The following is a 21,085-nucleotide window of genomic DNA, read 5'->3' as shown; positions in this document are numbered from 1 at the left end:
CTTACCCCTTGATCATCTCAGCCCTGACATTGCCCTTTTCATCGATATCGACGATGGCGGCATTTCCCTCGAACGCGACGCCCGGGTTGACCACGAGAGTCTCGCCTATCTTCGAGATGCCCGGGTCCTCGTGAATATGGCCGCATATGATCGCCTTGAACTTCGGGGCGAACTGGGTTACGGCTTCACTTCCCACGTGGGCACCGTTGGGGATCCGATCCTGATAGCCCTTGGGCGGGGCGTGCGATATTAACACGAGCGGGCCTTTTGCGCCTTTCAACAGCCGCTCCAGCTCAGCCCTTATCTCCCCCTCGCTTAACTCGAAGGGCGTGCCGAACGGCGTCGGGTTCGAGCCGCCGATGCCGATGAACGTGACCCCGTCGAAGGTGATCCGTTCAAGGTGGAGGCATACGCCCTCCCGCTCCAGTATCCGCACGATCTCCTTCGGGTCGCAGTTGCCGGGCACGGCAAGGATGGGCCTGGGGAGCATGTCGATGAGCCGCTTCGCGTTCTCCTCGGGCCCGAAATCGGTCAGGTCCCCGGCAAGCAGTGTGCCGTCGACGATGCCCGCTTTTTGTAGTATATCGACCGTCCTGTCATAATTGCCATGAAAATCGGTGACAGCTAAAAATCTCATGATGGAAAATGATTTTTAAAAGATTATCTTTTTTTCGCCCGCTCGAGCGCAAGCCCGATCTCGTGGAGCACGCCCATCATGGTGTAGTACTCCCGACGGTTCAGCATCGCCCGGCCGTAGATGCGCCGGAGCATCATCAGGGTCTTATCTTTTTTATGGGCGGGATAGTTTATGCTATCCAGCATCTCGTCATAATGGCCGTATAGCCTATCCATCATTTCCCGGCCCGCAAGTGCGACGTTACCGCCGGTAAAGCCCGACAGCTCGTACAGGAAGACTGAGGCGGCGTGGGAGAGATTCATGATTGGGTACTCATTCGCCGTGGGGATGTAAGCGACGACGTCGCATTTCTCCACGATCTCATTTGGAAGACCGTAATCCTCGCGGCCGAAGATCAGCGCCACAGCGCCCGACTTATCCTCGAGCATCTCCCGAAGTTCCTTAGGGTTATAGAACGGGTACCGGACATGGCTATTGAAGTGGGTGCCGGGCTTGCCCGTGGTGGCCACGAGAAGATTTGCGCCCTCGACCGCCTCCTTAAAAGTATCGACGATGAGGGCTGAAGCCAGCAGGTCCTGGGCGTGCGACGCCATCGCCTTCGCAAAATTATCGAGCTTGCAGGGCCTGACGAGCACGAGGTCACTGAAGCCGAAATTTTTCATAGACCTGCACACCGAGCCCACGTTGCCCTCGTACTGGGGCTCGACCAGGACGACACGTATGGAGATCATTGCTTTGCCTTGGTCTTTTTCTCGACGACGATGTCGGTGATCCTCGTCTCGGGATAATTGCCCGTCTCGTCCTTCTCGACGGCCTTCACCATGTCCCAGATGGTCAGCAGCGCGTTGCTGGCGGCGCAGAGTGCCTCCATCTCGACGCCGGTCTTGCCGACGGAACGGACTTCGGCGACGGCCTTTATCGTCGTCTCGCCGACCTCGAACTCGACGTCGATGCCGGTGATCGGTATCTGGTGGCACAGGGGAATGGTCTCCCAGGTATGCTTGGCCGCCTGGATGGCCGCTATCCTGGCCGTCGCCAGCACGTTGCCCTTCTTTACGTTGCCCTCTTTGATAAGGCCCATCGTCTGTGCCGTTAAATGGATGACGCCGCTCGCCCGGGCGAATCGGGCGACCTCCTCCTTGGCGCCCACGTCGACCATTTTGACCTTATCGCCCTCGACGTGGGTAAAATCGGTGGAACGCATGATAAGAAAAGTTGGCTGACGTGCCTTAACTATTTTTCGTCTTATTTGGGCCGGTACTTTTTGATCACATAGGGCAGCCAGTGGATGACATCCGTGGCGACAAGTCCAATTCCCTTATCATCGTAAGCCATATCGCCCGCCGCGCCGCTGACAAAGGCGGCCGCGCACGCCGCTTTATACGCATCGTTACGGCAGTAGAAGGCGCCGATGATGCCTGCGAGGACATCCCCGGTACCGCCGACGTTCATGGCCGGGTTACCGGTGCTGTTGACCTTAAAATCGACCCCGTCGCTGATGACCGCCGGCCGGCCTTTCCAGACCGTGACCACGCCCTTTTCCTTCGAGAACTCCCGGACTTTTTCCTGCGCCGCCTGGTCGTCCGGCTTCATGTCGTTGCCGCTGATCCTGGCGAATTCATGTGCGTTGGGAGTTATGATGCCCTTCAAAGGCATCCCCGCCTGCAGGGCGTCCGCGTCGATGACGACCTTTTTACATGCCGGCAATATCTTCGCGATCGCCGTTGCAATCCCCGGCTCCTTACCCAGGCCCATGCCGATGACCACGGCATGGTGGCGGGATATCAAGGATTTTAATTGTTCCACGTCTTCCTCGCCGATGATCTGGCTGTCGCTTAAAGGCCGGACGATCAGGTCGGGCGAGAAAGAGGCGATGATGCCCGCGGCGCGCTTCGGGGCCGCAACGGTCACGATCTCGGCGCCGGCCCGGTACGCGGCCATCGCCGCTAAAGCGGGCGCGCCAGTATACGGCCCGCCGCCAATGATAAGGACTCTTCCTCCGCCGCCCTTTTCCATGAAATCGCCCCGGGACTTGAGTCCGACCAGGCTGCCGGGGCCGGTATGCGTGAATGCCTTCCCCGGAATGCCGATATCCGCCACTTCGACCTTGTAGCGATCCAGCCCTTTTTTCGGCGCATAGAAAGTGATCACCAGGTCGGCGTCGACGTGTTCCTCGCCTTCGCCCGTATGCGCGTCCAGGCCACTGGGGATGTCGAGAGATACTTTTCGTATTGGGCTTTCATTCATACATCGGATCGCAGTCAGGGCGGGCTCTCGGGGTATGCCGGAAAATCCGGTGCCGAGGACGGCGTCGACGATGAGGTCACAGTTCAGAAAGGCTTCCTTCGGTATCTTCACGGCAGTATCGGCCTCGATGACGGGCATGTTCATGCCCCGTGCGATCTCCAGGTTGACTAGAGCGGGCCCGGTCTTCACGCTCCCCACCCGGCCCAACAGTATGACTGTAACCCGGTATCCGGCGTTCTCCAGGTAGCGGGCCGTGACGAAGCCGTCGCCGCCATTGTTGCCGGTGCCGCAGACGACGAGCACGCTGCATTTTTTAAACAGCGCGATGATCGACTCGGCAGCCTTGCGGCCGGCGTTCTCCATCAGCTCCCCATAGCTTACGCCAAAATAGTCGGCGTTCGCCTCGAGCGCCCTCATCTCCTCCACAGTCACGGGCTTCAACGTACTTACCTCTCAAATCTAATATCGGGCAGGATGTAATAATGCTTACCGGGAAAATTTAAGCACGACCAGCTTCTCAAAGGGCACCTTCTCCGTGGCCACGGTCTCCATGCGGAAGCCTTTTTCCTTGAACAGCGCCTCAGTCTCGCCGATACCCGTGATCGATGAGATGACCGTCAGGACGCGGCCGCCAGGTGACAGGATACGGTCGATATCTTTCACGAAACGCTCGATCTCTTTGCGGCCGGTCAGCCCTCCGTTAAATGCCCGGTCGAGCCACGTCTCGAGCCTTTCTTCGGGCACGGTCGGCAGGTAGGGCGGGTTAAAAATGATAAGGTCGAACCGGGAGCAGATGCCGCTAAAAAGATCAGCCCTGATGGCCTGAACTTCATTGATGCGGGCATTACGGCATGCGATCGGGCTGATATCGGTGGCGACGACATACGGCGAAATATCTTTAATGAAGAGAGATACTACCCCACTGCCCGTGCCCACCTCGAGGACCCGGTCGCCGGGCTTAATTTCTTTTAAAGCAGCCTCGACCAGCAGGTAAGAGTCCTCGCCCGGGTCGTAGACGTCGTCCAGCAGCTCGAACTCTTTATTTCGATATATCCGGATGCTCATGGCCAGTCAGCTCATAAAGCCTGTCCGCCAGCGCGGCGTATTCTTCAGGCGATACCTCTTCAGCGCGCTTCTCCATCAGGTCTCCAGGTAGAAGGGAGATCAGCGCCCTCATGTTTTTTATACCCAGTATATGGGCGCCATTCACCAGGGCGTTCCGGAGTCGCTTGCGCCGCTGGGTGAATGCGGCCGTCACCAGCGCCATGAAAAGCTCCCGGTCCTTTACGGAATAGGCCGCCGGCCGCGGGGTTAATTTTACCACCGAAGATTCTACTTCCGGGGGCGGCGTGAACGCCTGCGAGGGCACACGCATCAGTATTTCCACGCCGGCAAAGTGCTGCACGTCCACGGAAAGCCTCGAATAGTCGGGGTCCCCGACGCGGGCGATCATGCGCTCCGCGAACTCGCGCTGGTACATCAATATGCCGTACTTGAACGGATGCCTGAGCAGCTTGAACGTGACGTCCGACGATATGGAGTATGGCAGGTTGGCCACGGCCTTGTCGAAGCGCGGAAAGTCTATCTTCAGGGCGTTACCCTTTATCACCATAACGTTGGTGCCATTGAACTTCTCCTCCAGTCGCTCAACGAGGGAAGGGTCCATCTCGATGGCGTAGACGTGGCGGGCTTTTTGTGCCAGGAGCTCCGTCAGGTTGCCGGGGCCGGCGCCGATCTCCAGGATATCCTCATCTTTCTGAATATCGGCAAAACTAACTATCTTTTTAAGAATATTAAGGTCGATTAAAAAGTGCTGGTCCCTGCGCTTATCGGGGACCACGCCGAAATCGGGCTTCATTTAGCGGGCGAACATCCGGTACTTCATCAGCTCGTCCTGGATCTCCTGCTCGATGCGCTTGGCGATGAGCTTATCCGGGTGGTGCAGGCCCTTGATGCGCGCCTCGATGTCCGCAAAGCTCTTGAACTTGCCCTTCTTGCGCTCGTCGATGATGGCCCACATCATCTTCTTGCCGATGCCGGGCAGCAGCTCCAGCATGTGGAGCCGCGTCGTGATGGGCTGCGCGTTGTTGAAGAAGTCCACGTATTTGGCCTCGTTCTCGCGCACGATCTTCTCGATCATGTAGGGAAGCTCGACCCTGGCGCTCGGCGTCAGCTCCTCGTACGTCAGGCGCTTCTCGACGTGCTTAACGACGTCCCTCTCGCCCTTGCCCACGAATACCTTACTCTCGATCTCGATGCGGATGTCTTCCTTGACACTCAGCTCGAGCAGGATGAAATAGTCCGCCCCGAGCGATTGGGCCAGAGGCTTGCGCAGGTGTATTGGCCTGGTATCCTCTGCATGCCCGGTGGGTAGAAAATCGATGATATAGGCGTATTGCTCTTTAATATCAGTAGTATGGGTCATCGGCATCAAGGGTCGCCCTCATACAATATAACACGTTTTAATAAAAAAAGATTGCTTAGAGATACTTAGCGACGATGTCTAAGATATTCTTAAGCTCCGCGTCGTTGAGAGTGAAACGCTCTTTCGCATAGATAGCCCGCAGCTCATCCTTTGAGCGGGGACAGAGGTTGGCGATCTTGATGGCGATGTCCAGCTTCATCTTTTCGAGGGTAAGAAGCTCGTTCACCATGTCCCTGGACTCTTTAGCGCCGACCTTGGAGAACTTGTTGGCGTGCTCGACCGCGCGCTTCTGCTCGTAGCGCAGTTCCTGCCCCGCCTTTTCCCGGTCTTCGCGGATCGCGTTCAGGGTCTCCCGGACTTCAGGGAGGGTTATTAATTCTTCGCTCATTACCTTCTTGATGATCATTCCGCGTCACCGTCACTGCTCAGCGGGCTGGTCCTTCTGGGGCCGGAGGTGCTGCGGGCGGGCGATTATCTCCTTGCGAAGGCCGCCGTCGTACATCTCCAGCAGGTAAGCCCTGCCCCGGGTCCCGATGACGGTGCACGTCCTGCCCTGGAAGCGGCGGTACGGCATGCCCTTGTGGACACTCGGGTCGATGTCGATGTGGACCTTTTGCCCGACCGTGAACTCCTGGACGGCGCGGCTGACGGGCGAGAAGCCCCTCTCCCTTAGCGCCTTTGTGAACTTGTACCTGGTCTTTTTTCTTTCACCATGTGATCTTGCCATGATATTCCTCCTTCGACGTTAATGACGTCCAGCTCCTTAACGCGGCACTCCCTGCCCAGCAGGGCCGACAGGGACGGATTCGTCCGGCCGTTGTCGCCGGATACCAGTTCCTTCACGTAGAGCCCGCCTTCGCACCGGACGGTTATCACGAAATACTTGTCGGCTTCGTTGAGCTCCTCGAGCGTTATCTCGTGGACCTTACGCTTCCTCTCCAGGTCCGCCCGGCGGTGCGAGACCCTTACGGGTGTCCGCTGGAAGATAGTCGAGTTAGATAAAGTAGCTAACGAAGATTTAAGCGTTTCTATTGAAATATCGTCATTGTATATAACTTTAAGCCTGTACGACTTGTCCGGCTTTATGCTCTTTACCTGTTCTACGGAGTCCTTGTCGACGTAGTGGAGGTCGGAGACCGCGACTTTCCCCGAGGCATAAGCGTTGATGCGCTCCCTCAGGGCGTCGAGGTCGGCCCATCGTATTCTCGGGCCGATGACCTCCATGACGAACGGGCGGCCGTCTCCCAGCATGCGGCCGTCGATGTCCTCCCGGCCCGCCCCATGCAGGATGGCGTCGGCAGCCTTAAATGCGTCGATTACATCGTGGTTGATCTGCTCCTCCACGGAGGTGGGGTACATCTTGCCCGTGCCCTTGCAGTGCTCGCACTCCGCCTCTCCTTTCCTGCCTCTTCCTCCGCACTCCCGGCACGGCCACCGGGTCTGGGGGATATCCCTGACGTATTTTTTATAGCGGCCGTAAAAGAACAGGGAATTGACTTTGGGCTTAACCTTGTCGGCGGCCAGGTCGATGGTGAAGACTACGTCAGGGCGCTTGAAGTCGACCTCTTTGCCGGTCTTCAGCGAGACGGCCTTGCCGACCTCCCGATTTAATTCGGCCTTCAGGGGCTCGGCGTTGGCGATGCCGCACTCGGCCCAGATGACTTCCTCCTTTTCGGAGTAGATGGGCGGCACTTTCGTGCCGACCAGGAGCGTGTCGTACTCGTAGCCGCTGACGGACTCGATACATCGGCCGGCCCACTTTTGTATGTTCTCCTGGTTCTGGAACAGGCCGCGGCAAAGCCAGCATTCCTCGTCCTGGCCCTCGATACTGAGCACCTTGCGGGCCTGCGGGAAGGCGGGAGCCAGAAGCTGCTGGGTTTCCCTATCGCCGTCCGCCGCGGCCTGCATGGACATCTCCGTCTTGATGGCGAAGCCGCGCTGGGCGTTCGAGAGGCCGGTCGACAGCTTGCCGAACTGGCGGCCCAGGCACGAATCACAAACAGGGCCCTCCTTAAGAATGCACTTTGCCGTTTCGATGATGGTCATTGTCGTCGGGTTCCATAGTGCATTCGTAGCTTTTAATACTTTCCTGGTACGATTTAAATGTTAATTGAGATACATTTAATATCATTACTACCATTTAACAATTTGTGATGATAAATGGAATCAAGTTCGAGTAAAGTATCGAGCCAAAACCAGATCACTTTGCCTGCCGAGGTCAGGAATAAGCTGGGTATCGTACCCGGCGATAAAGTCGTTTTCCTGGAGGAGGACGATAAAGTCGTCATCCGGAACCTAAAAGATCTGATATACGAGGTTGTAGAGGGTTTCAAGGATTTTGACAAAACGGAAAAAGAGTTCAGGGAAGCATGGGCTAAAAGACTCAAGAGAGAAGGTATTGACTAATGGATATATGCCTGGATTCTAATGTTTTTAGCAGCGATCCGAATTTTTTGGAATGGATGAGAAAAAGAGATGTGAAAGGCTATCTATCCCCCCTTGCTTTTATGGAGCTTTCATACTATGAGATGAAAAGGGTGGGCGGATCAATGGTCAGGTTCCTGGGCATTTTGAACGGCCTGGATATCGAGATCATTTCATTTGATAAAGGACAGGCATTGATCGCCGCAAAAAATGCCCAGCAGCGACATGATTTTTCAGAAAATGCGGTCGATTATGGCATCGGAGCATATGCATATAAGCGTGAGATACCGCTTGTGACCAATAATAAAAAGCATTTTCAATGGGTGGGTGAGGTCTATACGCCCGCCGAGTTCATGAAAAAGCAATAGCCATACATTTTATCAGCTTTTTCTGATTAATCAGAAAAATATTAATATTCAGAAATACATTAATCCATAGCGGTAGCCATGGGAAGAAAATCTAAAAAAGACCTGGAAGCCCTGTGTTGCAGCGGCACGGCCAGCGTGGACGACGGCGATAGCAGGGTGGAGGCGGTCATCAGCGTCGACGAGCGCGGCCAGATGGTCCTGCCAAAGGAAGTCCGGGAGAAGGTCGGCATCAAGGCCGGCGATAAGCTGGTCGTGATCAGCCGAAAGGATGGCGACACCATCTGTTGCATCTCGCTCATAAAGACGGATTATTTTATGAGGGTGCTTAGCGATAAGCTCGGCCCCGTGATGAATGAGCTTCTCTTTAAAAAATAGGGGGCGAATGGAATGGTTGATAAACAGATTATAAAGCCCACGACTACAATGTTAACGTTTAAAGATCGTTTCGACCACTTTTTGGCGAGGTGGGGCTGGCATCGAGGCGACCACAGGGTCGAGCCCGGCCTGTATTCGCTGGGAAAGCCTACGCCCGGATCGCCGGTATTAGTTACGGCCAATTATACGATGAGCTTCGATGCACTGCGCTCGAATTTAAAAGGCGTCGACTGCTATATCCTGGTGCTTGACACCAAGGGCATCAATGTCTGGTGCGCGGCTGGTAAGGGCACCTTCGGCACCGAAGAGCTGATGAATCGCATTAAGGTTACAGATCTGGAGAGCGTGGTCAGCCACCGCAAGTTGATACTGCCGCAGCTGGGCGCTGCAGGCGTATCCGCGTTCTCGCTGAAGGAATGGTGCGGCTGGAACGTCGAATACGGGCCCGTAAGGGCGGATGACCTGCCCGTATATTTGAAGATACACAGGGCCACGCCCGATATGCGCCGGGTTCACTTTGGCTTGTGGGACCGTATACAGCTCATACCCATCGAGCTCGTAAGCGTCTTCTTTGTCATGGCGATCGCTGCGATAGTCCTGTATTTTGCCATGGGCCCGACGGCGTCGCTGGCCGTACTGGCATCGGTGCTGGCAGGCACGGTGCTATTCCCGATCCTGCTGCCGCTCATACCCGTGAGGGACTTTAGCGTAAAAGGGCTCATCCTGGGGCTGATCGTAGCGCTGCCATTCGCATATTACATGCTCACGAAGCCTGGGCCTGAAGTATTTAACGCGATAGCCGCGGCGGGCTATTTACTGGCAATGCCGCCGGTCACGGCTTTCCTGGCGCTGAACTTCACGGGAAGCTCGACGTTCACGTCGAGGACGGGCGTCAGGAAGGAGATATACACGTATTTGAAGCCGGGAGCGGTCATGTTCGGGCTGGGCATACTCGCCTTCGTCGGACTTTTCGTGGCACATTTTCTGGGGATGGCCTGAATGTTCAACTCGTATAAAGAAAATACATTAAAGTTCGACCCCGAAGAGTGCACAAGCTGCGGCATGTGCACAAAGGTCTGCCCCCACGCCGTCTTTGCCTTCAGTGATAAGGCTGTGGTGCTGGCCAATAAGGAGGCCTGCATGGAGTGCGGAGCCTGCTACCTGAACTGCCCGACCACCGCGATAGAAGTCGAAAGTGGCGTCGGGTGCGCTGCGGCGATGATCAAGGCGGCGCTGAGGGGCGGCCCGGAAACGTGCGATGGCGGCGGCGCTGAGACGGATAAGCCGCCAGGCGGCTGCTGTTAGGAGGAATAAAATGACAGATCACAAATTACGGCCGGGCGACCGGCCATCGGAGAAGTACGCGAACCCGGTGTTCGAGAACATCTACAGAAGACGGTCCATCCGCAATTATAAGCCCGACCAGGTGCCCGACGATGTGCTGCTTGAGCTCATTAAGGCGGGCATTTATGCACCCTCGGCCAGTAACCAGCAGCAATGGCGATTTATCGTCGTGACCGATAAGGCCGCTATAGACCGGTATGCGGACCGGGCGAAGCGGCTCTGGAAAAATAGCATCACGTTCAGGGCAATATCTATCCTTGGGATCGGAGGCAGTGATGCCAGGCGATACGTTAGAATGATGAATACGCCTGCACTGCATATCTTCCACCACGCGCCCGCCCTGGTGTTTATTTTTGCGCCGAAGAGGCGCCTGATAGCCGAGGACTGCGCCTGCGCGGCTGAGAACATGATGCTGGCCGCCAGGTCGCTGGGCCTGGGCAGCTGCTGGATCGGGCTGGCCGGGCCGCTCGGGAGCGATAATAGGACGCTGGCCGAATTAAATGTCCCGAGGGGTTATAGGCTTATGGCAACGCTCGTGTTCGGATACCCCGCGAATGAAAACCAGAAAGCTCCAGAAAGAAATGATGATGTTATAATAAATTGGGTCGAATAAAGCTTCGACCCTGAAAATCTTATTGGACTATTATTTTCAGCGTATATGCTGTCTCGTTGCCCGTTACAGGCTCCCAGGGGCGCTTGTAAACAGCCGTAAACTGCTGTTCGCCCTTGCCGATGGCCTTGATGGCCCACTCGTGCGTGCCGCCTGCGCCCATAAGCCCGGGCTTACCGCCCCGGACGTAATCGCTGGTCTCGACCAGCAGGCCGGACGATACAGTTGTGTTCCATGAGTACCCTGTGCTCGGGTTCTCGTTCAGGATGATCTTGAACGTCGATCCCTCGCTTAAAGTGATCGTTTTGCCGTTGTCCGCAGGCCCATACGGTGCCGTAACACCCTGTGACGGCAGCATCACGCTGGCCGTGAAGGCCATAAGCATACCGACGATGACCAGCCCGAACAGGGCCAGCGGCATCGAATTGGTTAATTTTCCTGTCAATATAATCACCTGTACAATATAGTATATGTGCACAATATATATCGATTGTTTAAGCTACGGCTAAAACCGTAGCTATATACGCCTATTTTCAATTAATAAGTTAGAAACGTCCGGATTTTGGCCGGGGATGCTCAGGCAATATTTTTAATCCACGCCACGAATAACTATACTGGTATTGTCTATGGCGAAGAGCACCCTCGTATCGATAGTCCACACGGGCGACCCTATCGAAGGCCCTAAGAAGGCGCTGGACATGATCGGGGCGGCCGATATCCTCGACCGTTATGAGCGGGTGCTTATCAAGCCGAATTACGTGAACTCCAGCCACCCCGAGACCGGCGTCACCACGGACCCGAATGTCGTCCGGGGGATCGTCGAGTACCTGCTGGATCACGGCTGGAGCAATAAGGAGTTCGCCGTCGGCGAGGGCGGAATGGCGAGCTACGACACGATGGAGACCTTCCGGGTGGTCGGGCTGGAGGATGCGCTTGAGGATTATGACGTGACCCTGTATGATCTCAATGCGCAGCCCCACGTGGAAGTGAGCATACCCGGCGGCAAGTCCCTGAAGAGCGTCCGGGTCGCGAAGCCTTTCCTGGACTACGACTGCATCCTGTCTGTGCCTAAGCTGAAGGTGCACGTCTGGTCGCTCTCCACGCTCTCGATGAAGAACATGATGGGCGGCATCCTGCCCAAGGGCATCATGCACGACGACCTGCACCAGAAGATCGTCGACCTGAACCGTGCCTTCGGGCCGGAGCTGACGGTCGTCGACGGCATAATCGGGTGCCAGGGGCATGAGCTTGCCTGCGACCCGATCCGCTCGGACGTCGTCATCGCCGGCGAGGACTTCGTGGCGACGGATGCCGTGGGCTCGTTCATCATGGGCCTGGCGCCGGAACAGATACCGTATCTGCAGCTGGCGAAAAAGGCCGGCCTGGGCGAAAACGAGATGGAAAAGATCGAGTACCTGGGCGAGCAGATAAGTAAGCTCCGAAAACATTACCGCATGTGAGCCTCGAGCATTATATTTATGAGCCATCGCTGGCAATAAGGTGTTAAATCCAGAAGGTGTTCAAATGGAAGCAGTGTATTTTTACGATGATAAGGAGAAGAAGCCCGTCGATAAGCTTCTTGAGGAAGAGTTCTTCAAGCGCCTGGGCCCGAGCGTCCGCGAGGCCGCCATCATGGGCACCAGTCGCAAAACCGGCTATTATCTCTACGTCCGGGCGGACAACCCCGAGAAGATGAAGGAAGCCGTGAGGCTCATCGACGAGTCCAAGATCCCTATAGCTAAGATCACCGGCGACGAGGAGAAGCACATCCTCGACTACGTCCATAAGGAAGAGGACGAGGCCGCCGCGGGCATGGGCGCCATCTTCGGGTGAGCGACCACACTAAATTTCTCTTTTTATAATAAGTAGTGGCAAGCATGTCGCTTTATTCACCACGGAGGACAAGGAGGACAAGGAGGACTTTTAATTCCTGAAGGGGGCTGATGCCCCCTCGGAGACCCCCTGCTTGCTTTAATATCCTGAAGAGGGCTAACGCCGCGCTGAGCGCTCTTGCTTACCCCTCGAAGACCCACTGCTAAATTATATTATCTGGAAACCGTGCCGCCGTGCATCCGCCGTGCCGAATTTTAAAGAGCGCCGTGTTCGCCGTGTCGCCGTGGTGAGAAATTAACCGTGCCCTCCGTGGTACCACCGTGCGAACCGTGGTGAACATCAGGAGGCGCCCCCGCGCGCTGTTATATTCCGCGAAAGCACAACGGGGATTACATCGCAGCGATTATATAAGCTTCCATTTTGTGGGGCCGGATAACTTTCAAAATTTTCAGCCCAGACTCTTCCAGCTTCTCGACCATAGGCTCGGGAGCCCCCCTGGGGCCCAGCTTGACGACCTGCACGACCCGGCCATGCTCTTTAAGCAGCGGTAAAAAGCGTTTTAAGACTTTTACAGACGTAAGAGGCTCCACGGTCATATCGTTCAGGATAACGTCATATGGCCCATCCAGCGTCGTTACATCCATATTGAAGGCGTCGCCGAAGACCACGTGTACGCGGGGATACGCGCTCACGATCTCTTCAAGGGGCGGCCGGAACTCCTCGCTGAACTCAATGCCCGTGACCCGGGAAGCGATACCCGACGCGAACATTAAAAATCCGCCGGCGCTGGAGCCGATGTCGAGGACGACGTCGCCCTCGTGCAGAATACCCGACGCTTCCTGGATGCCCTTAAGCTTAAAAAAGCCCTCCGGCATGTCCTCGCCCTCAATGGTCACCTCGTGCCCATAGTCCACTTTCTGGGCAGGCTTCGAGGCCGTTTTACCGTCCACTTTGACCTGGCCCTTTTCGATGAGCTTTTTTGCCCGGTTTCTCGAGGGAACCAGGCCCTCGCTCACAAGGTACTCGTCCAGTCTCATTCTACCCCTTAAAAAGCCTACCGGGGATATGTAATTTACTGTGCCGAGCACTAAATATATATGTGATGTCGGACTATTAAATCTAGGAAGGGGAAAGGGCAAACATAGGCCCTAAAATTCATTTATACAGGCTAAGATAATACGAGAGTTTCTAGCTTATAAAGGACGTGAAATTTTTCCCATTGTAAAAAAGGAGGGGTAGAGCACAGAATGTCAAACGAAATCCCGGCGCAGGCATACGATGCCTCGAGCATCCAGGTGCTGGAGGGCCTCGAAGCCGTAAGGAAAAGGCCCAGCATGTACATCGGCTCCACGGACTACCGGGGGCTGCACCACCTGGTCTATGAGGTCGTCGATAACAGCATTGACGAGGCGCTGGCCGGCTATTGCCACAACATAGAGGTCACGATCAATAAGGACGGGAGCGTGACCGTCAGCGATGACGGCAGAGGCATCCCCGTCGAGATGCACGAGAAATACAAGAGGCCGGCCCTGGAGATCGTCATGACAAAGCTCCACGCGGGCGGCAAGTTCGACAACCTGACCTACAAGGTCTCTGGCGGCCTGCACGGCGTAGGCGTATCGGTAGTGAATGCCCTATCCGAGTGGCTCAGGGTCGAAGTCCGCAGGAACGATAAGCTCTGGGTTCAGGATTATATGCGGGGCAAGCCCAAGGACGAGGTCCACGAGATAGGCACGGCCATCGGCACGGGAACTACCACCATTTTTAAGCCCGACCCCACGATCTTCGAGACGACGGAGTTCAAGTACGAAATCCTGGTTAACCGGATGCGTGAATTAGCGTTCCTGAACAAGGGCATCAAGATCGTCCTGACGGACGCCCGCTCGGGAGTCTCGGACACTTTCCATTACGAAGGCGGCATCGTCCAGTTCGTCCAGTACCTGAACGAGGGTAAGACGCCCGTCAACGAGAAGGTCATCTACTTCGAGAAGCAGAAGGACACCACCGACGTTGAGATCGCCATGCAGTACAACGATGGCTACAGCGAGATCGTCCTTGCCTTTGCCAATAACATCCATACCACGGAGGGCGGCACGCACCTCAGCGGCTTCCGCTCGGCACTTACGCGCAGTTTCAACGATTACGCGAAGAAGAACAACCTGCTCAAGGGCGACATGCAGTTTTCGGGCGAGGACATCCGGGAAGGCTTAACGGCCATCATCAGCGTCAAGCTGACCAGCCCGCAGTTCGAGGGCCAGACGAAGACCAAGCTGGGCAACAGCGAAGTGCAGGGCATCGTGAACTCGCTCGTCGGCGAGGGTTTAGACGATTACCTGGAGGAGAACCCGTCCGAAGCCCGCAAGATCATCGAAAAGGCTCTACAGGCGTACCAGGCCCGCGAGGCGGCCAGAAAGGCCCGTGAGCTCACGAGGCGGAAGTCGGCGCTGGAGAACACAACGCTGCCCGGCAAGCTGGCCGACTGCAGTGAGCGCGACCCCTCGAAGTGCGAGCTTTACATCGTCGAGGGAGACTCGGCCGGCGGCTCCGCCAAGCAGGGCCGCAACCGGCTGTTCCAGGCCATCCTCCCGCTCAGGGGTAAGATCCTGAACGTGGAAAAGGCCCGTCTGGACAGAGTCTTCGCGAGCGAGGAGATCAGGGCCCTCATTACGGCCATGGGCACGGGCGTTGGCGAAGAGTTCGTCATCGATAAGGCCCGGTACCATAAGATCATACTCATGACCGATGCGGACGTCGACGGGGCGCACATACGAACGCTGCTGCTGACATTCTTCTTCCGCCACATGAAGCCGTTGATCGAGGCAGGCTACGTGTACATCGCTCAGCCACCCCTGTTCCGGGCGAAGAAGGGGAAGGAAGAGAGGTACGCGTATAACGAGGAGGCCCTCGCCGGCATCCTCGGGGAGATGGGAAAGAACGGGGTCTCCGTAAACCGTTACAAGGGTTTAGGCGAAATGAACCCCGAACAGCTGTGGTCTACCACCATGGACCCGCAGACGAGGACCGTCCTGCAGGTGACCATGGAAGACGCTGTCGAGGCAGACAGGACGTTCACGCTGCTCATGGGAGATAAAGTGGAGCCCAGGCGGGACTTCATCGTACAGAACGCGAAGTTCGTAAGGAACCTGGATGTATAAGATATGGCAACACAGGAGACAGTAATACCAGTTAAGCTGGAAGAGGAGATGCGTAAGTCCTACATCGATTACGCGATGAGCGTTATCGTGGGGCGGGCGCTTCCCGATGTTCGTGACGGGCTTAAGCCCGTTCATCGCCGTGTACTTTACGGCATGTACGAGCTGGGCAACACGTACGATAAGCCCTATAAGAAGTCGGCCAGGGTCGTGGGCGACGTCATGGGTAAGTACCACCCGCACGGCGACCTGGCGATCTATGATACCATCGTCCGAATGGTGCAGGACTTCTCGCTACGCTATCCTTTGATCGACGGCCAGGGCAACTTCGGCAGCGTGGACGGCGACGGCGCCGCAGCCATGCGTTACACCGAGGTCCGCATGGCAAAGATCGCGGACGAGATGCTCGACGACCTGGACAAGGAGACCGTCGACTTTGTTCCTAACTTCGACGAGTCGCTGAAGGAGCCATCCGTGCTGCCGGCAAAGCTCCCGAACCTGCTCATCAACGGCTCATCGGGCATTGCCGTGGGCATGGCGACCAACATTCCGCCGCACAACATCTCCGAGGTCATCGACGGCACGGTCGCATTGATCGACAACCCGGCCATCGAGCCGCAGGAGCTATTGAAATTCATTACGGGCCCCGATTTCCCGACCGGCGCGTACATCTACGGCCGCGAGGGCATCAAGGAAGCCTATCTCACCGGCAGGGGCACCATAAAGCTCAGGTCCAGGGCCGAGATCACCGAGGAGGGCGGCAGGAACGTCATCCTGGTCACCGAGATCCCGTACATGGTCAACAAGGCAAAGCTCATCGAAAATATCGCCGACCTGGTGCGCGAGAAGAAGCTCGAGGGCATTTCCGACCTGAGAGACGAGTCCGACCGGGACGGCATGCGCATTGTCATCGAGCTCAAGAAGGGCGCCAACGCCAGCGTGCTGCTGAACCAGCTCTACCGGCACACCCAGATGGAGACGACCTTCGGCGTCAATAACCTGGCGCTGGTGGACAACCAGCCCAGGACGCTGACCCTGAAGGAGACGCTCGAATACTACATCAAGCACAGGCAGGAAGTCGTCACCCGCAGAAGCCAGTTCGAGCTGAAGAAGGCCCAGGCCAGGGAACATATCCTGGTGGGCCTGCTCGTGGCCCTGGACAACATCGACGACTTTGTCAATATCCTCAGGAATTCCGCGAGCGCCGACGACGCGAAGGCCGTGTTCATGTCGAAGTACGGCCTCTCGGAAGAGCAGTCGAAGGCGATCCTGGACATGCGGCTCCGCGGCCTCACCGGCCTGGAGCGCAGGAAGATCGAGGACGAGCGCGCCGAGCTATTAAAGCTGATCGAGCACCTGAAAGAGGTGCTGGCCAGCCCGCAGAAGGTGCTGGACATCATCAAGGGCGAGCTCCTGGAGCTTAAGCAGAAGTACGGAGACGAGCGCAGGACCATCATCAGGGAGTCCGAGGGCGAGATCGTGGACGAGGACCTCATTCCCGTGGAGAATGTCGTCGTTACGATATCCAATACGGGCTACATCAAGAGGCAGCCGGTCGATACGTACCGGACCCAGCGCCGGGGCGGCATGGGCGTCATGGGCATGGAGACCAAGGAAGAGGACTTCGTCGTCGATGTCTTTGCAGCCTCCACGCACGACCATCTGCTCTTCTTCACCAACAAGGGCCGCGTATACGTGTTAAAGGTCTACGAGATACCCGATGCCAGCAGGCAGTCCCGGGGCAAGGCGATAGTGAACCTGCTCACGCTGCTGCCGAACGAGTCCATCACGGCCATGATCCCGATCAAGGAGTTTAACGATGGGCATAACCTGATCATGTGTACCCGCGAGGGAACCATCAAAAAGACGTCCCTCTCGGCATTCAAGAACATCCGGTCGACGGGCATCATCGCCATCGGGCTGGACGAGGGCGACGAGCTGATCTCCGTTAAGCTGACGGACGGCCAGAAGGAAGTGCTGATCGCCACGCGGAACGGCAAGGCGAACCGCTTCAACGAGTCCGAGGTCCGGGCCATGGGCCGCCAGGCTTGCGGCGTTATCGGCATCCGTCTCACCGAGAAGGATAAGGTCATCGGCATGGAGGTCGTGAGCGAGGGGTCGTCGATCCTGACGGTCTGCGAGAACGGCTTCGGCAAGCGTACTGCTATTTCGGAGTACACGCCACATCACCGCGGTGGCCAGGGCATGATCAACATCAAGACGACCATGCGCAACGGCGGCGTGGTGGCGATCGCCTCGGTCACCGACGACGACCAGCTTCTCGTCGTCACCCACGACGGCATCATGATGCGGATAAACATAAAAGACATCTCGGAGATCGGCAGGAACACGCAGGGCGTGAAGATCATCACGCTTAAGTCCGAAGAGGACGCCGTCGTGGCGGTAGCCAAGCTGGTATCCGAAAAGAAAGAAGAAGAGATCTAAGGGCATGGTGCAGGCTCCGAAGCCCGCACTATGGCTCATTTTTAACCATTGGTTTTGATAACGGTTATATACCGCAAACTTATTAAATGAATCAATAATATCTGGCCATGTCAGGTGTTAGCAAAGTTTATATATACACATTATGTATAACCTTGCCTACTATCATCGAACAATTTATATATTTGAAGTCGGAAACGGGTTGAAACCGGATGAAGTCGCTTAATAGATATCGAAATACCTTAGAGGTGAGTGTCGCATGAGGTGCGACACGAAGGTGAGGTGCGAGAGGAATCCCTCCGGATGCGCCATATCGGGGATATTGAATAAAAAAGGCAAGCGCATCGACGGGACTAAGATCATTAAGTCCATAACTCTCATGCACGACCGGTCCAACGGCCTCGGCGGCGGCTTCGCAGCGTACGGCATTTACCCGAGGTACAAGGATTATTACGCTTTTCACGTGATGTTCGACGATGAGGACTGCAAGGCCAGGCTGGAAGAGCTCCTGGCGGAGCGCTTCATCATCGAGAAGGACGAGAAGATCCCGACGGCAAAGGTCGCCAACATCCACGACCCGCCGCTCCTTTGGCGCTACTTCGTGAAGGTCGACGACTCGAAGCTCGACGGCATGCCGGAGGACGACTACGTGGTCGACCAGATCATGGACGTCAACTCGAACCTCGCCGGCGCCTTCATCTCCTCGAGCGGCAAGAACATGGGCGGCTTCAAGGGAGTCGGGTATCCGGAGGACATCGCCAAATTCTTCAAGCTCGACGGCTACAAGGCCTACCTGTGGACGGCCCACGGCCGGTTCCCGACGAATACGCCCGGCTGGTGGGGAGGAGCCCACCCGATCGCCCTGCTGGACTGGTCCGTAGTCCACAATGGCGAGATCTCATCCTATGGAATTAACAAGAGATACCTCGAGATGTTCGGCTACAAGTTAGAGCTACTGACCGATACCGAGGTAATCGCCTACTTATTCGACTTATTGATCCGGAGGCACAAGCTGCCCGTCGAGATAGCGACGGGAGCGCTGGCACCGCCCTTCTGGAAGGACATCGACAGGATGCCCGCTCAAAAAAGAAAAGTTTACGAAGCCATACGCATGGTCTACGGCAGCGCGCTCATGAACGGCCCGTTCTCGATCATCGTGGGCTGCAACAAGGGCATGATCGGCCTCAACGACCGCATAAAGCTAAGACCCATGATCGCGGCTACGAAGGACGATTTCCTGTATATGTCGTCCGAAGAGGCCGGCATCCGGATCATCGAGCCCGAGCCGGACCGCGTGTGGGCGCCCAAGGCGGGCACGCCGGTCATCGGCCTGGTGGAGGAGGACGTGGAATGAGTACGGTAGCCCTTCCATCGACAGTTCCTCCCGAGTTCACCGTCGATATCAACGACCGCAAGTGCGTGCGCTGCAAGAAGTGCACGACGGAGTGCGGCTTCGGCGCGGTCTCATACAGCAAGGAGTTCGACTGCATCGTCGCGGACGACTCGAAGTGCGTCGCGTGCTTGAGATGCGTCACTATGTGCCCGAAGAAGGCCATCCGCATCGAGCACAATCCACTCACGTTCAAGCCGAACGCGAATTTTACCGACGAGATACGGAAGAACATCTATAAGCAGGCCGAATCGGGCGGCATCCTGCTCACTGCCATGGGAACCGATAAGCCTTATCCGATCCTGTGGGACCACATGCTCATCGATGCCTGCCAGGTCACGAACCCGTCCATCGACCCCCTCAGGGAGCCGATGGAGCTGAGGACCTATTTAGGCAGGAAGCCCGACCGCCTGGAATTCGAATACAGCGGCAAGGATATTCAGCTAAAGACAGAGCTTGCCCCGAACTTCAAGCTGAACCTGCCCATCGTCTTCGGCGCCATGTCCTACGGCGCAGTCAGTTATAACGTTCACAAGGCGCTCATGCTGGCGGCCCGGGAAAACGGGATCCTCATGAACACCGGCGAAGGAGGCCTTCACCGGGACTTCTACAAGTATAAGGATAACGTCATCGTGCAGGTAGCCTCCGGCCGCTTCGGCGTCCACGAAGAATACCTGAATGCCGGAGCCGTCATCGAGATCAAGATCGGCCAGGGCGCAAAGCCCGGCATCGGCGGCCACCTCCCGGGCGAAAAGATCGACCAGGAAGTCGCAAAGACCAGGATGATCCCGGTAGGCACAGACGCCCTGTCGCCTGCGCCGCATCACGATATCTATTCGATAGAGGACCTGTCGCAGCTAATCTATGCCCTTAAAGAGGCGACCGAGTACAAGAAGCCCGTATCCGTCAAGCTGGCGGCCGTGCACAACATCGCGGCCATCAGCAGCGGCATCGTCCGGGCCGGCGCCGACATCGTCACCATCGATGGCTTCCGGGGCGGTACCGGGTCCGCACCCAGGATATTCCGGGACAACATCGGCATACCCATAGAGCTTGCTGTCGCCGCCGTGGACGACCGCCTGAGGCAGGAAGGCATCCGCAACCAGGCGTCGATCGTCGTGGGCGGAGGCATCCGCCAGAGCGCAGACGTCGTCAAAGCCGTGGCCCTCGGCGCGGACGCCGTAATGATCGGCACGTCCGCGCTGGTGGCGCTGGGCTGCCGCGTCTGCCAGAAGTGCAACACGGGCAACTGCTCCTGGGGCATCGCCACGCAGAAGCCGCACCTCGTTTCCCGGCTCGACCCGGAAATAGGGGCGCAGAGGCTCACGAACCTGCTTAGCGCCTGGAGCCACGAGATCCAGGAAGTGCTGGGCGCGCTGGGCATCAACTCCATCGAAAGCCTGCGCGGCAATAGAGAAAGACTGCGCGGCATAGGCCTGGACGAGAAGACCCTGGAAATTCTCGGCATCAAGCCGGCGGGACGATAACATGGCGCACATCGACGCAAAGGACATGCCCTACCGGGCGCTGAACGAGAAGATCCGGGCGCTGGCCGCCGGAGGCGAGTGTGAGGTCGTGGTCGATAACGTCTGCGGCCAGAAGTATATCGGCGACGGCCTGAGAGCGAAAATGAAGATCGAAGTCAACGGCGTTCCCGGCAACGACCTGGGCATATTCATGGACGGCCCCGAGGTCATCGTCCACGGCAACGGCCAGGACGGCATCGGGAATACCATGAACTCCGGCAAGGTGGTCGTCTACGGCAACGCCGGCGACGTCATCGGCTATGCCATGCGCGGCGGCAAGGTCTTCATCAAGGGCGACGTGGGCTACCGCGT

At 56.9% G+C, this 21,085-nt stretch carries 24 protein-coding genes and 1 pseudogene; 13 read left to right on the top strand and 12 right to left on the bottom strand.

What is annotated here, in order from left to right; all coding sequences use genetic code 11:
* Position 1 precedes the first annotated feature (1 nt).
* Genes VMC84_RS08510 through VMC84_RS08465 form a run of 10 tightly spaced genes read right to left on the bottom strand, consistent with a single transcriptional unit; the run spans position 2 to position 7,355 of the window.
* Complete coding sequence (locus VMC84_RS08510) at positions 2-637, bottom strand: metallophosphoesterase (RefSeq protein ID WP_325379619.1); 636 nt, start codon at positions 635-637, stop codon at positions 2-4.
* A gap of 23 nt (positions 638-660) precedes the next feature.
* Positions 661-1,368, bottom strand: coding sequence for an RNA methyltransferase (locus tag VMC84_RS08505; RefSeq protein WP_325379617.1), 708 nt, complete (start codon positions 1,366-1,368; stop codon positions 661-663).
* Complete coding sequence (moaC, locus tag VMC84_RS08500; protein WP_325379615.1) at positions 1,365-1,841, bottom strand: cyclic pyranopterin monophosphate synthase MoaC; 477 nt, start codon at positions 1,839-1,841, stop codon at positions 1,365-1,367. Before moaC ends, VMC84_RS08505 begins: the two co-directional genes overlap by 4 nt.
* A 41-nt stretch (positions 1,842-1,882) precedes the next feature.
* Positions 1,883-3,316 (bottom strand): NAD(P)H-hydrate dehydratase, encoded by a 1,434-nt coding sequence (locus VMC84_RS08495; protein WP_325379680.1) that lies wholly within the window; start codon positions 3,314-3,316, stop codon positions 1,883-1,885.
* A gap of 54 nt (positions 3,317-3,370) precedes the next feature.
* Positions 3,371-3,949, bottom strand: coding sequence for a HemK2/MTQ2 family protein methyltransferase (locus tag VMC84_RS08490; RefSeq protein ID WP_325379613.1), 579 nt, complete (start codon positions 3,947-3,949; stop codon positions 3,371-3,373).
* A complete protein-coding gene (rsmA, locus tag VMC84_RS08485; protein ID WP_325379611.1) occupies positions 3,924-4,742 on the bottom strand; it encodes a 16S rRNA (adenine(1518)-N(6)/adenine(1519)-N(6))-dimethyltransferase RsmA in 819 nt (272 codons plus the stop codon). The genes VMC84_RS08490 and rsmA overlap by 26 nt, the downstream gene beginning before the upstream one ends.
* Positions 4,743-5,315: a DUF655 domain-containing protein gene (locus VMC84_RS08480; RefSeq protein WP_349256761.1), complete on the bottom strand. Its 573-nt coding sequence runs from the start codon at positions 5,313-5,315 to the stop codon at positions 4,743-4,745. It lies immediately after the preceding gene.
* Positions 5,316-5,364: 49 nt separating this feature from the next.
* Positions 5,365-5,715: an RNA polymerase Rpb4 family protein gene (locus tag VMC84_RS08475; protein WP_325379607.1), complete on the bottom strand. Its 351-nt coding sequence runs from the start codon at positions 5,713-5,715 to the stop codon at positions 5,365-5,367.
* A gap of 12 nt (positions 5,716-5,727) precedes the next feature.
* Positions 5,728-6,036, bottom strand: a complete 309-nt coding sequence (locus tag VMC84_RS08470; RefSeq protein ID WP_325379605.1) for a 50S ribosomal protein L21e — start codon at positions 6,034-6,036, stop codon at positions 5,728-5,730.
* Positions 5,979-7,355 carry a tRNA pseudouridine(54/55) synthase Pus10 gene (locus VMC84_RS08465; RefSeq protein WP_325379604.1) on the bottom strand — a complete coding sequence of 459 codons (1,377 nt, stop codon included), beginning with the start codon at positions 7,353-7,355 and terminating at the stop codon, positions 5,979-5,981. The genes VMC84_RS08470 and VMC84_RS08465 overlap by 58 nt, the downstream gene beginning before the upstream one ends.
* A 114-nt stretch (positions 7,356-7,469) precedes the next feature.
* Here VMC84_RS08465 and VMC84_RS08460 point away from each other — a divergent pair, with 114 nt between their 5' ends.
* The 6 genes from VMC84_RS08460 to VMC84_RS08435 all read left to right on the top strand — a co-directional run bounded on the left by VMC84_RS08460 (position 7,470) and on the right by VMC84_RS08435 (position 10,433).
* Entirely contained in the window at positions 7,470-7,715 is a 246-nt protein-coding gene (locus VMC84_RS08460; protein ID WP_325379602.1) for an AbrB/MazE/SpoVT family DNA-binding domain-containing protein, read from the top strand.
* The gene (locus VMC84_RS08455) at positions 7,715-8,101 is read left to right on the top strand and encodes a type II toxin-antitoxin system VapC family toxin (protein ID WP_325379600.1); all 387 of its coding nucleotides are present in this window, start codon (positions 7,715-7,717) and stop codon (positions 8,099-8,101) included. Before VMC84_RS08460 ends, VMC84_RS08455 begins: the two co-directional genes overlap by 1 nt.
* 78 nt (positions 8,102-8,179) lie before the next feature.
* Entirely contained in the window at positions 8,180-8,476 is a 297-nt protein-coding gene (gene hgcC, locus VMC84_RS08450) for an HgcAB-associated protein HgcC (protein ID WP_325379598.1), read from the top strand.
* A 12-nt stretch (positions 8,477-8,488) separates the two neighbouring features.
* Positions 8,489-9,475, top strand: coding sequence for a mercury methylation corrinoid protein HgcA (hgcA, locus tag VMC84_RS08445; protein WP_325379596.1), 987 nt, complete (start codon positions 8,489-8,491; stop codon positions 9,473-9,475).
* The gene (gene hgcB / locus VMC84_RS08440) at positions 9,476-9,781 is read left to right on the top strand and encodes a mercury methylation ferredoxin HgcB (protein ID WP_325379594.1); all 306 of its coding nucleotides are present in this window, start codon (positions 9,476-9,478) and stop codon (positions 9,779-9,781) included.
* Between the two features lie 10 nt (positions 9,782-9,791).
* Positions 9,792-10,433 carry a nitroreductase gene (locus VMC84_RS08435; RefSeq protein WP_325379592.1) on the top strand — a complete coding sequence of 214 codons (642 nt, stop codon included), beginning with the start codon at positions 9,792-9,794 and terminating at the stop codon, positions 10,431-10,433.
* 19 nt (positions 10,434-10,452) lie between these two features.
* On the opposite strand, the gene VMC84_RS08430 is transcribed toward VMC84_RS08435, so the two are convergent.
* Positions 10,453-10,875, bottom strand: coding sequence for a protease inhibitor I42 family protein (locus tag VMC84_RS08430; RefSeq protein WP_325379590.1), 423 nt, complete (start codon positions 10,873-10,875; stop codon positions 10,453-10,455).
* 181 nt (positions 10,876-11,056) lie between these two features.
* Here VMC84_RS08430 and VMC84_RS08425 point away from each other — a divergent pair, with 181 nt between their 5' ends.
* Positions 11,057-11,890 (top strand): DUF362 domain-containing protein, encoded by an 834-nt coding sequence (locus VMC84_RS08425; RefSeq protein ID WP_325379588.1) that lies wholly within the window; start codon positions 11,057-11,059, stop codon positions 11,888-11,890.
* A gap of 64 nt (positions 11,891-11,954) precedes the next feature.
* Positions 11,955-12,263 carry a hypothetical protein gene (locus VMC84_RS08420; RefSeq protein WP_325379586.1) on the top strand — a complete coding sequence of 103 codons (309 nt, stop codon included), beginning with the start codon at positions 11,955-11,957 and terminating at the stop codon, positions 12,261-12,263.
* A 389-nt stretch (positions 12,264-12,652) separates the two neighbouring features.
* Here VMC84_RS08420 and VMC84_RS08415 read toward each other — a convergent pair whose 3' ends face one another.
* A complete protein-coding gene (locus tag VMC84_RS08415; protein ID WP_325379584.1) occupies positions 12,653-13,300 on the bottom strand; it encodes a S4 domain-containing protein in 648 nt (215 codons plus the stop codon).
* A gap of 210 nt (positions 13,301-13,510) precedes the next feature.
* On the opposite strand from VMC84_RS08415, the gene gyrB reads away from it, so the two are divergent.
* The 5 genes and pseudogenes from gyrB to VMC84_RS08390 form a co-directional block, all read left to right on the top strand.
* Positions 13,511-15,418 (top strand): DNA topoisomerase (ATP-hydrolyzing) subunit B, encoded by a 1,908-nt coding sequence (gyrB, locus tag VMC84_RS08410; RefSeq protein ID WP_325379582.1) that lies wholly within the window; start codon positions 13,511-13,513, stop codon positions 15,416-15,418.
* A 3-nt stretch (positions 15,419-15,421) separates the two neighbouring features.
* Positions 15,422-17,860 (top strand): DNA gyrase subunit A, encoded by a 2,439-nt coding sequence (gene gyrA, locus VMC84_RS08405; RefSeq protein ID WP_325379580.1) that lies wholly within the window; start codon positions 15,422-15,424, stop codon positions 17,858-17,860.
* 256 nt (positions 17,861-18,116) lie between these two features.
* Entirely contained in the window at positions 18,117-19,211 is a 1,095-nt protein-coding gene (locus VMC84_RS08400) for a glutamine amidotransferase family protein (protein WP_325379578.1), read from the top strand.
* Positions 19,208-20,734 carry a glutamate synthase-related protein gene (locus VMC84_RS08395; RefSeq protein WP_325379576.1) on the top strand — a complete coding sequence of 509 codons (1,527 nt, stop codon included), beginning with the start codon at positions 19,208-19,210 and terminating at the stop codon, positions 20,732-20,734. Before VMC84_RS08400 ends, VMC84_RS08395 begins: the two co-directional genes overlap by 4 nt.
* Before the next feature lies 1 nt (position 20,735).
* Positions 20,736-21,085 (top strand): annotated as a pseudogene (locus VMC84_RS08390) (hypothetical protein); the annotation flags it as partial.

The organism is Methanocella sp. (assembly GCF_035506375.1).
Classification (GTDB): Archaea; Halobacteriota; Methanocellia; order Methanocellales; family Methanocellaceae; genus Methanocella.
The sequence above is the reverse complement of the archived record's forward strand: the minus strand, read 5'-3'. Positions and strand labels throughout refer to the sequence as shown.

Coding starts and splice junctions, on each gene's coding strand:
- VMC84_RS08510 (WP_325379619.1), bottom strand. CDS start 637: ATGAGATTTTTAGCTGTCACCGATTTTCATGGCAATTATGACAGGACG.
- VMC84_RS08505 (WP_325379617.1), bottom strand. CDS start 1,368: ATGATCTCCATACGTGTCGTCCTGGTCGAGCCCCAGTACGAGGGCAAC.
- moaC (WP_325379615.1), bottom strand. CDS start 1,841: ATGCGTTCCACCGATTTTACCCACGTCGAGGGCGATAAGGTCAAAATG.
- VMC84_RS08490 (WP_325379613.1), bottom strand. CDS start 3,949: ATGAGCATCCGGATATATCGAAATAAAGAGTTCGAGCTGCTGGACGAC.
- rsmA (WP_325379611.1), bottom strand. CDS start 4,742: ATGAAGCCCGATTTCGGCGTGGTCCCCGATAAGCGCAGGGACCAGCAC.
- VMC84_RS08480 (WP_349256761.1), bottom strand. CDS start 5,315: ATGCCGATGACCCATACTACTGATATTAAAGAGCAATACGCCTATATC.
- VMC84_RS08475 (WP_325379607.1), bottom strand. CDS start 5,715: ATGATCATCAAGAAGGTAATGAGCGAAGAATTAATAACCCTCCCTGAA.
- VMC84_RS08470 (WP_325379605.1), bottom strand. CDS start 6,036: ATGGCAAGATCACATGGTGAAAGAAAAAAGACCAGGTACAAGTTCACA.
- VMC84_RS08465 (WP_325379604.1), bottom strand. CDS start 7,355: ATGACCATCATCGAAACGGCAAAGTGCATTCTTAAGGAGGGCCCTGTT.
- VMC84_RS08460 (WP_325379602.1), top strand. CDS start 7,470: ATGGAATCAAGTTCGAGTAAAGTATCGAGCCAAAACCAGATCACTTTG.
- VMC84_RS08455 (WP_325379600.1), top strand. CDS start 7,715: ATGGATATATGCCTGGATTCTAATGTTTTTAGCAGCGATCCGAATTTT.
- hgcC (WP_325379598.1), top strand. CDS start 8,180: ATGGGAAGAAAATCTAAAAAAGACCTGGAAGCCCTGTGTTGCAGCGGC.
- hgcA (WP_325379596.1), top strand. CDS start 8,489: ATGGTTGATAAACAGATTATAAAGCCCACGACTACAATGTTAACGTTT.
- hgcB (WP_325379594.1), top strand. CDS start 9,476: ATGTTCAACTCGTATAAAGAAAATACATTAAAGTTCGACCCCGAAGAG.
- VMC84_RS08435 (WP_325379592.1), top strand. CDS start 9,792: ATGACAGATCACAAATTACGGCCGGGCGACCGGCCATCGGAGAAGTAC.
- VMC84_RS08425 (WP_325379588.1), top strand. CDS start 11,057: ATGGCGAAGAGCACCCTCGTATCGATAGTCCACACGGGCGACCCTATC.
- VMC84_RS08420 (WP_325379586.1), top strand. CDS start 11,955: ATGGAAGCAGTGTATTTTTACGATGATAAGGAGAAGAAGCCCGTCGAT.
- VMC84_RS08415 (WP_325379584.1), bottom strand. CDS start 13,300: ATGAGACTGGACGAGTACCTTGTGAGCGAGGGCCTGGTTCCCTCGAGA.
- gyrB (WP_325379582.1), top strand. CDS start 13,511: ATGTCAAACGAAATCCCGGCGCAGGCATACGATGCCTCGAGCATCCAG.
- gyrA (WP_325379580.1), top strand. CDS start 15,422: ATGGCAACACAGGAGACAGTAATACCAGTTAAGCTGGAAGAGGAGATG.
- VMC84_RS08400 (WP_325379578.1), top strand. CDS start 18,117: ATGAGGTGCGACACGAAGGTGAGGTGCGAGAGGAATCCCTCCGGATGC.
- VMC84_RS08395 (WP_325379576.1), top strand. CDS start 19,208: ATGAGTACGGTAGCCCTTCCATCGACAGTTCCTCCCGAGTTCACCGTC.